Source organism: Mycolicibacterium boenickei (assembly GCF_010731295.1).
Taxonomy (GTDB): Bacteria; Actinomycetota; Actinomycetes; order Mycobacteriales; family Mycobacteriaceae; genus Mycobacterium; species Mycobacterium boenickei.
Genome location: NZ_AP022579.1, coordinates 5,734,551 through 5,748,198, shown reverse-complemented (window position 1 = coordinate 5,748,198; position 13,648 = coordinate 5,734,551). Strand labels below are relative to the sequence as shown.

At 69.3% G+C, this 13,648-nt stretch carries 11 protein-coding genes; 5 read left to right on the top strand and 6 right to left on the bottom strand.

Annotated elements, in window-relative coordinates:
* Positions 1-3 precede the first annotated feature (3 nt).
* Positions 4-660 carry an HTH-type transcriptional activator FasR gene (locus G6N57_RS27490; protein WP_036440029.1) on the bottom strand — a complete coding sequence of 219 codons (657 nt, stop codon included), beginning with the start codon at positions 658-660 and terminating at the stop codon, positions 4-6.
* A 201-nt stretch (positions 661-861) separates the two neighbouring features.
* Between G6N57_RS27490 and G6N57_RS27485 the strand changes: the two genes are divergently transcribed.
* The 3 genes from G6N57_RS27485 (at position 862) to G6N57_RS27475 (ending at position 4,105) form a co-directional block, all read left to right on the top strand.
* A complete protein-coding gene (locus G6N57_RS27485) occupies positions 862-1,899 on the top strand; it encodes a DUF3152 domain-containing protein (RefSeq protein ID WP_077743554.1) in 1,038 nt (345 codons plus the stop codon).
* A gap of 136 nt (positions 1,900-2,035) precedes the next feature.
* Positions 2,036-3,214: an adenylyltransferase/sulfurtransferase MoeZ gene (gene moeZ, locus G6N57_RS27480; RefSeq protein WP_162564025.1), complete on the top strand. Its 1,179-nt coding sequence runs from the start codon at positions 2,036-2,038 to the stop codon at positions 3,212-3,214.
* Between the two features lie 36 nt (positions 3,215-3,250).
* Positions 3,251-4,105 carry a TIGR02569 family protein gene (locus tag G6N57_RS27475; RefSeq protein WP_036440024.1) on the top strand — a complete coding sequence of 285 codons (855 nt, stop codon included), beginning with the start codon at positions 3,251-3,253 and terminating at the stop codon, positions 4,103-4,105.
* A 21-nt stretch (positions 4,106-4,126) separates the two neighbouring features.
* On the opposite strand, the gene G6N57_RS27470 is transcribed toward G6N57_RS27475, so the two are convergent.
* Positions 4,127-4,423: an MGMT family protein gene (locus tag G6N57_RS27470; protein ID WP_077743555.1), complete on the bottom strand. Its 297-nt coding sequence runs from the start codon at positions 4,421-4,423 to the stop codon at positions 4,127-4,129.
* 1 nt (position 4,424) lies between these two features.
* A complete protein-coding gene (locus tag G6N57_RS27465) occupies positions 4,425-5,198 on the bottom strand; it encodes an alpha/beta fold hydrolase (protein ID WP_077743556.1) in 774 nt (257 codons plus the stop codon).
* A 146-nt stretch (positions 5,199-5,344) separates the two neighbouring features.
* On the opposite strand from G6N57_RS27465, the gene G6N57_RS27460 reads away from it, so the two are divergent.
* Together G6N57_RS27460 and G6N57_RS27455 are read left to right on the top strand one after the other, a co-directional pair.
* Complete coding sequence (locus G6N57_RS27460) at positions 5,345-8,491, top strand: ATP-dependent helicase (RefSeq protein ID WP_097926406.1); 3,147 nt, start codon at positions 5,345-5,347, stop codon at positions 8,489-8,491.
* Positions 8,488-11,814 (top strand): ATP-dependent helicase, encoded by a 3,327-nt coding sequence (locus tag G6N57_RS27455; RefSeq protein WP_097926405.1) that lies wholly within the window; start codon positions 8,488-8,490, stop codon positions 11,812-11,814. Before G6N57_RS27460 ends, G6N57_RS27455 begins: the two co-directional genes overlap by 4 nt.
* On the opposite strand, the gene G6N57_RS27450 is transcribed toward G6N57_RS27455, so the two are convergent.
* The 3 genes from G6N57_RS27450 to G6N57_RS27440 all read right to left on the bottom strand — a co-directional run bounded on the left by G6N57_RS27450 (position 11,811) and on the right by G6N57_RS27440 (position 13,586).
* Positions 11,811-12,302 carry a DUF2231 domain-containing protein gene (locus tag G6N57_RS27450; protein ID WP_077743596.1) on the bottom strand — a complete coding sequence of 164 codons (492 nt, stop codon included), beginning with the start codon at positions 12,300-12,302 and terminating at the stop codon, positions 11,811-11,813. The two genes, G6N57_RS27455 and G6N57_RS27450, sit on opposite strands and share 4 nt — an antisense overlap.
* Before the next feature lie 35 nt (positions 12,303-12,337).
* Positions 12,338-13,051 carry a VIT1/CCC1 transporter family protein gene (locus tag G6N57_RS27445; protein ID WP_077743597.1) on the bottom strand — a complete coding sequence of 238 codons (714 nt, stop codon included), beginning with the start codon at positions 13,049-13,051 and terminating at the stop codon, positions 12,338-12,340.
* A gap of 145 nt (positions 13,052-13,196) precedes the next feature.
* Positions 13,197-13,586 (bottom strand): DoxX family protein, encoded by a 390-nt coding sequence (locus G6N57_RS27440; protein WP_077743598.1) that lies wholly within the window; start codon positions 13,584-13,586, stop codon positions 13,197-13,199.
* Positions 13,587-13,648: the final 62 nt, after the last annotated feature.

The window sequence follows — 13,648 nt, the reverse complement described above, 5'->3', positions numbered from 1 at the left end:
GATCTACGACCGGGTGAGTGGCACGTGTGACAGTCCGCCCCAGGCGAACTGCACCGTGCCGTCCACGGCCGTATTCCGATCGATCGGTCGGTCGTTGGTCAGCCAGTACCGCGCGGAGTCGACGCTGATGGCCACCAATCCGACGGCGATCATCCTGGCCCGGTGGGCCTCGAGTCCGGAGTCGCGGCTGATCAGATCGAACACCGCGTCGGTGCAGGCCTCGGTGGCGACTTTCACCTGTGCCGCCACCTGCGGCTCGCTGACATAGTCATTCTCGAAGATCAGCCGGTAACCCTGGCTGTCGTGCTCGATGAAATCGAAGAACGCCTCGACGGCGGCGCGCAACCGCTGACGGTTGTCGGTGGTGGTGCGCAGGGCTTGGCGCACACCGGACACCAGGTTGTCGACGTGGCGCTGCAACACCGCCAGGTACAGCTCGAGCTTCGACGAAAAGTGTTGATACAGAACAGGCTTGCTCACGCCGGCGCGTTCGGCGATCTCGTCCATGCCCGCCGCGTGGTAACCACGTTCGACGAATACCTCGCTGGCGGCCGCCAACAGCTGTCCGCGCCGCTCATCACGAGGCAGGCGGTTGCCGCGTCGACCAGCGGTCGCGGGCTTGTCACCTCTCCTCTCGGCGGTGTTGGCGAGATCGCTCATCAGGTCCTCAATCTGTATTGCTCTGGCGCACTTGGACATGTTCATCCGAGCCGCTGATCGCACCGACACTACTACCGTGGCGGGTCAGATCTGTCGCGCGGTCGTTGCGAAACGGGCGTGGGTTTCGAAATGACACCAGCGTGGTCACGGCATAGCTGCGCTGAGAACCGATTCACAGGAGTCTGTGCCATTCTGGTTCCCGTGACCTACGACCCGGGACGTCGCGGGGGTGGCCGTGTCCCGGCGCTGCGCAACGAGTGGCGGGAGCCGCTACGCGCTCAGCGAGATCCGATCGCCGTTGATTCAGGACGAGCCAGATCAAATAGGGACGACCACCAGCAGTGGCGTAAACAGACGTGGATCGGCCGATTCGTATCCACATACGGCTGGCGCGCGTATGCGTTGCCGGTGCTGATCGTGCTGACCGTGGTGGTGGTCTACCAGACCATCACCGGCACCAGCGCGCCGCATGCGGCCCAGGAGGAAGAGGGTCCGGTGCAGGGCCCGCCCACCATCGACGTGGCCAGCACCTCGATCATCGGTGCGCCGCCGAAGGGCCTGACCCAGTTCGACGCGAACCTGCCGACCGGCATCCTGCCCGCAGGCGGTCAGTTCACCGAGGCCGGGGCACGGACCTGGCGGATCGTGCCGGGCACCACCCCCAAGATCGGTGAGGGCACCACGAAATCCTTCACGTACTCCGTCGAGGTCGAGGACGGCGTGGACACCACCGCGTTCGGCGGCGACGAAGGTTTCGCCCACATGGTCAGTGAGACCCTGGCCAACCCGAAGAGCTGGACGCACAACGGGTTGTTCGCGTTCACCCGGGTGGACGCGAGCAGCGGGGTCGAACCCGACTTCCGGGTGTCGTTGACCTCCCCGATGACGGTGCGCGAGGGCTGCGGGTACGACATCGAGCTGGAATCGTCCTGCTACAACCCGTCCTACGACGGCAATCAGCCCCGGGTGTTCGTCAACGAGGCCCGGTGGGTCCGCGGCGCGGTGCCGTTCCAGGGCGACATCGGCTCCTACCGGCAGTACCTGATCAACCATGAGGTTGGTCACGCCATCGGCTACCAGCGGCACGAGGCCTGCGAGGCCAACGGAAAACTGGCGCCGATCATGATGCAGCAGACGTTCTCCACCTCGAACGACGATGCCGCCAAGTTCGACCCGGGAACCGTCAAGGCCGACGGCCTGACCTGCCGATTCAATCCCTGGCCCTATCCGATCGCCTGATCCGCGGCGGTGACCGGATTCGGTCGCGGTAGCCGGGGCGCGGGAAGCATGAGCAGCGGATTACCGTTGTGGGTACGAGGAGCTGGGACGATGAACCGACCCAAAAGATCTGAGGAGACATACGGTGTCCGCGAATTTGGACGTGTCGTTACCGCCGTTGGTTGAGCCGGCCGCCGAGCTGACGCGCGAAGAGGTGACGCGCTACAGCCGTCACCTGATCATTCCGGACGTCGGCGTGATCGGGCAGAAGCGGCTGAAAAACGCCAAGGTGCTGGTGATCGGCGCCGGTGGGCTCGGGTCGCCGACCCTGCTCTACCTGGCCGCGGCCGGCGTGGGCACCATCGGCATCGTCGAGTTCGACGTGGTCGACGAGTCCAACCTGCAGCGCCAGATCATCCACGGCCAGTCCGACATCGGGAAGTCCAAGGCGCAGAGCGCCAAGGAGTCGGTGCAGGAGATCAACCCGCTGGTCACGGTGAACCTGCACGAGTTCCGGCTGGAACCCGACAATGCGGTGGAGCTGTTCAGCCAGTACGACCTGATCCTGGACGGCACCGATAACTTCGCCACCCGCTACCTGGTCAACGATGCCGCGGTGCTGGCCGGCAAGCCCTACGTGTGGGGCTCGATCTACCGCTTCGAAGGCCAGGTTTCGGTGTTCTGGGAAGACGCCCCCGACGGCCTGGGCCTGAACTACCGCGACCTGTACCCCGAGCCGCCGCCACCGGGCATGGTGCCGTCCTGCGCCGAGGGCGGCGTGCTGGGCATTCTGTGCGCCTCCATCGCGTCGGTCATGGGCACCGAGGCGATCAAGCTGATCACCGGCATCGGCGAACCGCTGCTGGGCCGGCTGATGGTCTACGACGCGCTCGAGATGTCGTACCGGACCATCCGGATCCGCAAGGATCCGGCCACTCCGAAGATCACCGAGCTGATCGACTACGAGGCGTTCTGCGGGGTCGTTTCCGATGAAGCCGCGGCCGCCGCGGCCGATTCCACGATCACGCCGCTGGAGCTCAAGGAACTCATCGACTCCGGGAAACCGTTGGCGCTGATCGATGTCCGCGAACCCGTCGAGTGGGACATCAATCACATCGAGGGTGCCGAGCTCATCCCGAAGCCGACTTTCGAGTCAGGTGATGCGCTGGCCAAGCTCGCGGTGGACCGGACACCGGTGCTGTACTGCAAGACCGGGATTCGTTCGGCCGAGGTGCTCGCCATCGTCAAGAAGGCCGGTTTCTCCGACGCAATGCATCTGCAGGGCGGAATTGTGGCCTGGGCCAAGCAACTCGAGCCCGACATGGTGATGTACTGACGGCTGGTTTGCCGGTCAACCGCTTAGGCTGAGGCTGTGAGTGTGGAACGGCCGCCGGAACATGTGCTGGCGGCGTTCGGCCTGTCCGGGGTGCGCCCGGTACCGCTCGGCTCGGGCTGGGAGGGAGGCTGGCGCTGCGGCGAAGTCGTGATGTCGATGGTGCCCGAGCATGCCCGTGCGGCGTGGTCGGCCAAGGTGCGGGAGTCCCTGTTCATCGACGGGGTGCGGCTTGCCCGCCCGGTCCGTTCGACCGACGGCCGCTACGTGGTCGCCGGGTGGCGGGCCGACACGTTCGTCGCAGGCACGCCTGAACCCCGCCACGACGAGGTGGTGTCGGCGGCAGTGCGATTGCACGAGGCCACCGCGAAGTTGGAACGGCCCCGTTTCCTCACCCAGCCCCCGGTCGCGCCGTGGGCGGATGTCGATGTGTTCATCGCCGCCGACCGGGCGGCCTGGGAGGACCGGCCGCTGCACTCGTTGCCGCCGGGCGCCAGGGTGTCGCCCGGCTCGTCGGACGGCCAACGGTCCGTGGAGTTGATCAATCAGCTGGCCGGTCTGCGCAGGCCGACCAGGAGTGCCAGTCAACTGGTGCACGGCGATCTCTACGGCACAGTGCTTTTCGCCGGTACGGCGGCGCCGGGGATCACCGACATCACCCCGTACTGGCGGCCGGCGCCATGGGCCGCGGGCGTGGTGGTGGTCGACGCGTTGTCCTGGGGCGATGCCGACGACGGGTTGATCGAGCGGTGGCAGTCGCTACCCGAATGGCCGCAGATGTTGTTGCGGGCGTTGATGTTCCGGTTGGCCGTACACGCGCTGCACCCTCGGTCCACCGCGGCGGCGTTCCCCGGCCTGGCCCGCACGGCCTCGCTGGTGCGCCTGATCCTCTGACTCGCCAGCGTCGGCGAGCGGTCAGAACTGGTGCCGGTATTCGGACAGGCGCACCCGCCCGTCTGAAGCCAGCACCCCCTCGGCGCGCAGCCGCTCCAGCTGCCGGGTGGCCAGGTGCGGGGCCGGGCGGCCCGACGCCGTGATCACCCGATGCCAGGGCAGGTCCGAGGAGTCGGTCCGCATGATCCAGCCGACGATCCGTGGACTGGAAAGCTCTGCGGCATCGGCGATGTCGCCGTATGTGCAGACCCGCCCCGGCGGGATCGCGGCGACCAACGCCCGCACGGCTTCCACCTGTTCCTCGGTGACGGCGGCCATGTCAGCCCAATTGCTCGAGGATCAACTTCGCGGTCTCGGCGGGTTTGGCCTGGGCCACCATGTGGTCGCAATCCCAGTCCAGCAAGGTGAAATCCGGGCCGAGGTGATCGCCCAGCGCCGTGATGAAACCGTCGCGCGCGTACGGCGGGCTGGTGCGGGTGGCGCGGACCAGGACGGTGGGAGTGCCCTTGCGCGGCAAGGCAACCGGACGGGCCAGCTCGCTCCAGTAGGACATCATGGCCGGAACGCTGATCCGCCAGCCGAACCGGCCGCCGGGTAGTTCGACGAGGTGCTCGTCGAGGTCCCGTTCCAACTCCGCCGGTGCCACCTCGCCCCACGAACCGTTGGCCTTCTCGGCACGCGCCTCGGCGCGGTCGGGATAATCGGGTGAGGCCATCATGGAATCGGCGATCTCCCGCATCCACTCGCCGTCGAGCTCCACTGCCGGATCCAGCAACACCAGCCCGCTGACCAGATCCGGATGTGCGGCAGCGAGATTGAGCGCCACCGCACCGCCGAACGAATGCCCGGCGACCAGGGTCGGGCCGTCCAGCAGTGCGGCCAGGGCCTCTACGTTGGCATCGAGTGTCCACGGGGCGGCCCACGACGAGCGGCCGTGCCCGAGCAGGTCAGGGGCCAGCACCGGCACCTCGGGCAGGTGCTGCTCGGCCAGCGTCTTCCAGCGTTGGCCGTGCCCGGTCAAGCCGTGGACGAGCAACAGCCGGGGCGGCTGGCCGGGGCCGTAGCGGTGGACATGCAACTTCTCGGCTGACATGTCATAGATGCTGCCAGAGCTCAGGCTCCGCTACTTGTCGGGCCTATCGCTCCAATCCGCTCCGCTACTTGTCGGGCCTATCGCTCCAATCCGCTCCGCTACTTGTCGGGATCCACTTGTCGTACCCCTCTGGTGTCATGCATCCCATGACCGCACAACACGTCCAGCCCACGCTGACCGGCACCGAACTGCTGGCACCGGGCCGCAACGGCGTGGTGCGGGTGCTGGGCGGCTCGGGCACCGGAAAGAGCTCGCTGTTGATCAGTACCGCGGTCGAGCACATCGCGGCGGGCACCGATCCCGAGTCGGTGTTGCTGCTGACCGGTTCGGCCCGGCTGCGTTCGGAGGCCAGGGCCGCCATCACGGCGCGGCTGCTCGGCGCTGGCACCCATGGCGTGGTGCGGGAACCGCTGGTGCGCACTGTGCACTCCTACGCCTTCGCGCTGCTGCGGCTGGCGGCCCAGCGCAATGGTGATCCGCCGCCCCGGCTGATCACCACCGCCGAACAGGACGGCATCATCCGCGAATTGCTGGCAGGCGACCTGGAGGACGGTGCCGATTCACCCGTGGGCTGGCCCGAGCAGTTGTGGCCCGCGCTGAGCACCGCGGGTTTCGCCACCGAGCTGCGTGACCTGCTGGCCCGCTGCACCGAGCGCGGCGTGGATCCTCGTGCGCTGCAACGGCTCGGCCGCTCGGCGGGGCGTCCGGAATGGTTGGCGGCCGGCCGGTTCGCGCAAGCCTACGAGCAGATCATGCTCCTGCGGTCGGCGGTCGGGATGGCCGCACCGCAGGCCACGGTGCCGGCGCTGGGCGCTGCCGAACTCGTCGGGGCGGCGTTGGAGGCGCTCGGGACCGATGCCGATCTGCTGGCCGCCGAGCGCGCGCGGCTCAGCCTGCTGCTGGTCGACGACGCACAGCACCTCGACCCGCAGGCCGCACTGTTGGTCCGGGTGCTGGCCGCCCGCGCAGGGCTGACGGTCATCGCGGGCGATCCCGACCAGGCGGTGTTCGGTTACCGCGGCGCCGATCCGGTGTTGTTGCGCGAGCAGGGCGACGCCGACGCTCCGGCCATCACCCTCACCCGGTCGCACCGCTGCGCGCCCGCGGTGGCATCGGCGATCTCGGGAATCGGACGCCGGCTGCCCGGCGTCGGGCCCGGCCGGATGGTGGAGGGCAACCCCGAGCGCGGACAGGGTGCAGTGACCCTGCGGATGGCGGCCACCCCGCACGCCGAGAATGCGTACATCGCCGATGCCCTGCGCCGGGCCCACCTGGTGGACGGGGTGCCGTGGTCGGAGATGGCTGTGGTGGTGCGGTCGGTTTCCCGGGTGGGCGCGGCGCTGGCGCGGGCGTTGAGCGGGGCCGGCGTGCCCGTGCAGGCGACCGGGCCCGATCTGGGGCTCGCGCAGCAGCCCGCCGTCGCGGCCCTGCTGACGGTGCTGGAGACGACGGCATCAGGGCGGCTGGACGGCGACAGTGCGGTCAGCCTGCTGACCGGCCCGATCGGCCGCGTCGACCCGGTGACCCTGCGGCAGTTGCGCCGGGCGTTGCGCCGCGCCGACGGCTCCACGCCACCACGGGATTTCACCGATCTGCTGGTCGCCGCGATCGAGGCGGAGCCGGCCGGATTGGCGGCCGAACACGTCAAGCCGCTGCGCCGCCTGCGGTCGGTCCTGGCCGCCGCCCGCCGCAGCGAGCGGGACGGCGCCGACCCGCGCTACACCTTGTGGCAGGTCTGGAATGCCTGCCGCTTGCAGCCGCGCTGGCTGGCCGCCAGCGAGCGGGGCGGCACCATCGGAGTACAGGCCGACCGGGACCTGGATGCGGTGACGGCGCTGTTCGACGTGGCCGACCAGTATGTGAACCGCACGGCGGGAGCGTCGTTGCGCGGGCTGGTTGACCATGTGACGACGCTGGGAGCGTCGATGTCGACAGCGGATGCCGACCCGCAGGCCGACGCCGTGGCGGTGCTCAGCGCACATGCGGCACTCGGCCGGGAATGGGACTTCGTGGTGATCGCCGGCGTGCAGGAAGGCTTGTGGCCCAACACTGTTCCGCGTGGCGGCATCCTGGGCACGCAGAATCTGGTGGATGTGCTCGACGGAGTGGCCGCCCCGGACGACCGTTCGGTGTCGACCAGGGCACCGCTGCTGGCCGAGGAGCGTCGGCTGCTGATGGCGGCCATGGGCCGGGCGAGGACGCGATTGCTGGTGACCGCGGTCGACAGCGACGGTGGTGATGAATCGCTGCTGCCCTCGCCGTTCTGCGCCGAACTGGCCGAGGTGGCAACCGAATCGGTACCGCTGCCGCCATTGGCCGCTCCGCGGGTGCTGCAGCCCTCGGCGGTGGTCGGCCGGCTGCGGGCCGTCGTGTGCGCGCCGGAAGGCGCAGTCGATGAGGAGTCGCGGTCTTGCGCGGCAACCCAATTGGCCCGGCTGGCCGCTGCCGGGGTGCCGGGTGCAGATCCGTCGCAGTGGCACACCATGACTCCGCTGTCCACCGAGGAGCCGCTCTGGTCGGATCCCGAACATGTCGTGACCCTGTCGCCGTCGACGCTGCAGATGCTCACCGACTGCCCCCTGCGTTGGCTGCTTGAGCGGCACGGCGGCAGCGACGGGCGTGATGTGCGCTCGACGGTCGGGTCGCTGCTGCATGCCTTGGTGTCCGACTCCGGCAAGACCGAGAGCCAGCTGGTCAACGACCTGGAAAAGGTCTGGGAAGACCTGCCTTTCGAGGCGAAGTGGTATTCGGACAATGAGTTGACACGGCATCGGGCGATGCTGGAGACCTTCACCCGGTGGCGTGCCGACTCCCGGGGCCAGCTGACCGAGGTCGCCACCGAGATCGACGTCGAGGGCACCATCGTCGAACCGGGGCCCGAGGGGCCGGGCGTTCGGGTGCGCGGCCGGTTGGACCGCCTCGAGCGGGACCGGGCCGACCGGCTCGTCGTGGTGGACCTCAAGACCGGCAAGAGCCCGGTCACCAAGGACGATGCGCAGAAGCACGCCCAGCTGGCCACCTATCAGCTCGCGGTGGCCGCGGGGTTGTTGCCGCACGGGGATGAACCGGGCGGGGGCCGGTTGGTATACCTGGGCAAGGCGGGGGCGGCCGGAGCCACCGAACGTGAACAGGATCCGATGACACCCGACACCCGAGCTGACTGGTTGGGCACCGTCGGTACCGCGGCGGCGGCCACGGCCGGGCCGCAGTTCACCGCCCGGGTCAACGACGGTTGCGCGAACTGCCCGGTGCGTTCGTCGTGCCCGGCCCAGGCCCTCGGGGACCGGTCATGACGCACACCGCACCGCCCGGCGTGCGGTACAGCCCGGCCGAATTGTCCTCCGCACTGGGCCTGTTCCCGCCGACCGAGGAGCAGGCCGCGGTGATCGCCGCGCCACCGGGGCCCGTCGTGGTGATCGCAGGCGCCGGTGCAGGCAAGACCGAGACCATGGCAGCCCGGGTGGTCTGGTTGGTGGCCAACGGCTACGCCACGCCATCGCAGGTGCTGGGGCTGACCTTCACCCGTAAGGCGGCAGGCCAGCTGCTGCGCCGGGTACGCACCCGGCTGGCCCGGCTCGCCGGTGCCGGTCTGGCGCCGGTACCGGGAGCGAGCGACGATGCGGTGGAGTCGGCGACGGTCAGCACCTACCACGCGTTCGCCGGCACGCTGCTGCGCGAGCACGGGCTGCTGTTGCCGGTCGAGCCGGACACCCGGTTGCTCAGCGAAACCGAGCTGTGGCAGCTGGCATTCGAGGTGGTGTGCGCCCATCCGGGGGAACTGGCCATCGAGAAGACGCCGGCCGCCGTCACCGACATGGTGCTGCGCCTGTCCGGCGCGCTCGCCGAGCACCTGGTGGACACCGACCAGCTGCGCGACACCCACGTGGAGCTCGAGCGGCTGGTGCACACCCTGCCCGCCGGGCCGTACCAGCGGGATCGCGGGCCCAGCCAGTGGCTGCTGAAAATGCTGGCCACTCAGACCGAACGCACCGAGCTGGTGCCGTTGATCGATGCGCTGCACCAGCGGATGCGTACCGACAAAGTGATGGATTTCGGTATGCAGATGTCCGCGGCGGCGCGGCTCGCGTCGCAGTTCCCTCAGGTCGGTGAGCAACTGCGGCAACGTTTCCGGGTGGTGCTGCTCGACGAGTACCAGGACACCGGGCACGCGCAGCGGGTGGCGCTGTCCTCGTTGTTCGGCGGCGGCGTCGACGATGGCCTGGCGCTGACGGCGGTGGGGGACCCGATCCAGTCGATCTACGGCTGGCGGGGCGCGTCGGCGACGAATCTGCCCCGGTTCACCACCGACTTCCCGCTCGCCGACGGTACGCCCGCGCCGACCCTGGAGCTGCGGACCAGCTGGCGCAACCCGCCCAGCGCCCTGCATCTGGCCAACGCGGTATCAGAGGAGGCACGCCGACGCTCGGTGACGGTGCATGAGCTGCGGCCCCGGCCCGATGCCGAGCCCGGCACCATCCGGTGCGCACTGCTCAATGACGTCGAGACCGAACGTGACTGGGTGGCAGACCATCTGGCCCGGATCTACCACGGCGCGGTGGCTCAGGGCGCGGACACGCCCACCGCTGCGGTACTGGTCCGGCGTAACGCCGACGCCGCGCCGATGGCCGAGGCGCTGAGTGCCCGCGGGGTGCCCGTCGAGGTGGTCGGAGTGGCCGGGCTGCTGGCCGTGCCCGAGGTGGCCGATCTGGTCGCGATGCTGCGCCTGGTCGCCGATCCCGCCGCCGGGTCGGCGGTGATGCGAGTGCTGACCGGGCCGCGGTGGCGGTTCGGTGCCCGCGACATCGCCGCGTTGTGGAGGCGCGCCAGGGAACTCGACGATCGAGCGGCGGGGGAGCCCAGCCCGGCCGAGATCGTGGCACAGGCCGCCCCCGACGCCGACGCGGCCTGCCTGGCGGATGCGATCTGCGATCCCGGTGCCGCCGAGCACTATTCGCCGGCCGGATATCAGCGGATCGAGGCCCTCGGGCGCGAGCTGACCGTGTTGCGTGCGCACCTGAGTCACCCGCTGCCCGAGCTGGTGGCCGAGGTGCGGCGCGTCGCCGGATTGGATGCCGAGGCGCGTGCCGCCCGGCCGGTGGCCGCTGGCTGGACGGGGACCGAGAACCTCGACACGTTCTGCGATCTCGTGGCCGACTTCGCCGGGCGGCCGGGCGGTTCGGTGCTCGCGCTCCTGGCTTATCTGGACGTGGCGGCCGACGTGGAGAACGGCCTGGCGCCTGCCGAGTTGACGGTGTCGCACGACCGGGTGCAGATCCTCACGGTGCACGCCGCCAAGGGGCTGGAATGGCAGGTGGTGGCGGTTCCGCATCTGAGCGGCCGGGTGTTCCCGTCGACGGCTTCGGCGCGCACCTGGCTGACGGATCCGTCGGATCTGCCTCCGCTGCTGCGCGGCGACCGCGCAACCGAGTCCGAGCTCGGTGTCCCGGTGTTGGATACCTCCGACATCAACGACCGGAAGATCTTGTCGGACAAGATCTCCGATCACAAACGCAGCCTCGAGCAGCGTCGTGTCGACGAGGAGCGGCGGCTGCTGTACGTCGCGATCACCCGGTCGGAGGACACGTTGCTCATCTCCGGGCATCACTGGGGTGCTACCGAGAGCAAGCCGCGTGGCCCGTCGGAGTTCCTCTGCGAGATCAAGGCCATCATCGAGGACGCCGCCGCGCAGGGCCGGCCATGCGGGGAGATCGAGCAGTGGGCTCAGGACCCGCCGCCCGGTGAAGTGAACCCGTTGCGGGACAAGGCTGTCGAAGCCGTCTGGCCGGCGGCTCCGGCCCGAGTTTCTGATGTCGGCCGAGGCGCGGCACTGGTGGCCCAGGCTCAGGCCCACGCGCAGGCGGGCGACGACGACCAGGAGGGCAGCGGGCAAGGCGCTGCTGCCGACGCCGAGGGCTGGGCTGCCGACGTCGACGCATTACTGGCCGAACGTGATCGCGCACCACAGGCCACCCCGATGGAGCTGCCCGGTCAGTTGTCGGTCAGCACACTGGTGGAGCTCAGCCGTGATCGGCAGGCCGCGTTGCAGCGGCTGCATCGCAAGCTGCCGCAGCGGCCGGATCCGCATGCCTTGTTGGGCACCGCATTCCACGAGTGGGTGCAGCGGTACTTCCACTCCGAGCGGTTGTTCGACCTCGATGATCTGCCCGGCGCGGTGGACGGCGACAGTGGTCGTGCCAGTGCGGCCGAACTGGCCGAGTTGCAGGACGCCTTCGTCATGTCGTCGTGGGCCGCGCGCACCCCGATCGAGGTGGAAGTTCCGTTCGACATGGCGATCGGGCGGACCCGGACGACCGTCGTGCGGGGCCGGATCGATGCGGTGTTCGCACAGGAGGACGGCACCACCACGGTGGTGGACTGGAAGACCGGCGAGCCCCCGTCCACCCCGGAAGCCATGGCGCAGGCCGCGGTTCAGCTCGCGGTGTACCGCCTGGCCTGGGCGTCACTGCGTGGGTGCCCGCCGGAGTCGGTGCGGGCCGCGTTCCATTACGTGCGTTCGGGGCAGACCGTGAGCCCCGAATCGCTGCCCGGCGAGGATGAACTCGTCGCCCTGCTCACCGACCCCGTGACCGCCCCGGATCTCGGGGAGGAGTTCTAGCGGTCGCCGGCCGAGGTCAGGTTGGCGATCTCGGATCCCCAGACCGACCGTGCTCCGAGATCGCCTATGCGGTAGATCTGCACGATCGAGGTCACGCCCACCAGCACGGCGACCACCCCGACAATGCCGTGGTAGAGCAGCCTTCGGCTGGTGTCGCGCCGTTCGGCGAAATGCAGCCCCACCAAGGCCAGGGCCACGACGAGCAGCGCCAGTGAGAAATAGATCATGGAGTCCCCGCGTTCGGCGTGCTCTTGCAGCACCGCATCCTGGGCAGGTCGCAGGTCGTAGAGCCATTCCCCGGCGTAAGTCGTCAACGGGGTCAAAACCGTTGTCAGGACGGCCAGGACGAGGGTGAGCCACAGCAGGTGCCCGCGGCGGGCGGCGGGCCACAGCGCGCAGAGCATCTCCAGCACCGCCGTCAGCGGCACGAGTACGACCAGCGCGTGGACGAGCAGGACATGGGCCGGCAGGCCGTTGATGATCGTCACGGGGCTCCTTGGCTGGTCGGGATGACGCGAAGAGGTCAGGTGATGGTGGTGCCCACCAGCAGTCCGATCAGATAGGTGATCACCAGGGCCAGACCGCCACCGATCACGTTGCGCAGCACCGCGCGTCCCTTCGGCGCGCCGCCCAACCCGGCCGACACGGCGCCGGTCAGCATGAGCGCCAGCAGCACGGCGACCACGGTTACCGGGATCCGCCAGGTCGTCGGCGGGATCAGGATCGCGAGCAACGGCAGCAACGCGCCGATGGTGAACGACAGCGCCGAGGATGCCGCGGCCTGCCACGGATTCGTCAGATCCTTGGGATCGATGCCCAATTCGACCTCGGCGTGCGCGGCGAAGGCGTCGTGGTCGGTGAGTTCCTCGGCCACCGTGCGGGCGGTCGCCGTCGTGAGGCCCTTCGCCTCGTAGAGCGCGGTCAGCTCGTCCAACTCGGCGGCCGGGTCGTCTCGCAACTCGCGGCGCTCCTTGCGCAACAGTGCGCGTTCGGTGTCCCGCTGCGTGCTCACCGAGACGTACTCGCCCAACGCCATCGAGACCGCGCCCGCTGCCAGGCCGGCGATTCCGGCGGTCAGAATCGGCGCCTTCTCCACCGTCGCGGCCGCCACGCCCACGACGATGCCGGCCGTGGACACGATGCCGTCGTTCGCGCCCAAAACCCCGGCGCGCAGCCAGTTCAGCCTCGACGACAGGGAACCGACGTGCGGCTCGGACGGATGGTTGGGGATCGTCACGGTCCGACGATATCGGTGAAAACCGTGCGCCACCAGCAACGATAGCCTTGCCAAACTTCGTCCTGCGCGGCTCGGGGCGCGGCTGGGTAACGAATCAGGCTGTTGCCCAGGTGTTCTGGTCAGCGGGTGGGCAGGACGTGCGCGACTAGGAGTTGCGGTACACGCGCAGTGCCGAGGTGATCATCGGGATCTGCAGCGGCAGTCGGGCGATGGCCACGATCCGCATGGGCCATGGCTTGTCCCACCACAGCCGGACCATGTTCACGTTCCCGGGAAACACGGCGATGAACAGCGCCACGGCGGCCAGCGCGCCGAGCCGTCGGGTGCGGGGCACCGCCAGCAGCGCGCCGGTGGCCAGCTCGCCCACCCCGGAGGCGTAGGTGTAGAACCGGGCGCTGCCGGGCAGCTCGGCCGGGATGATCGAGTCGAAGGGCTTGGGGGCGACGAAGTGCAGGGTGCCCATGCCAAGGAGCAGGGCTGCCATGCGTTGGGCGGCGGGTGCGGCGGAGATCCGCTGAGGCTCGGGTGCGGTCATGGTTACATTGTGGCGTGCGTCTGATCAGATTGATCCCGGCGCGTCCCGGGGCGCTTTGCTCG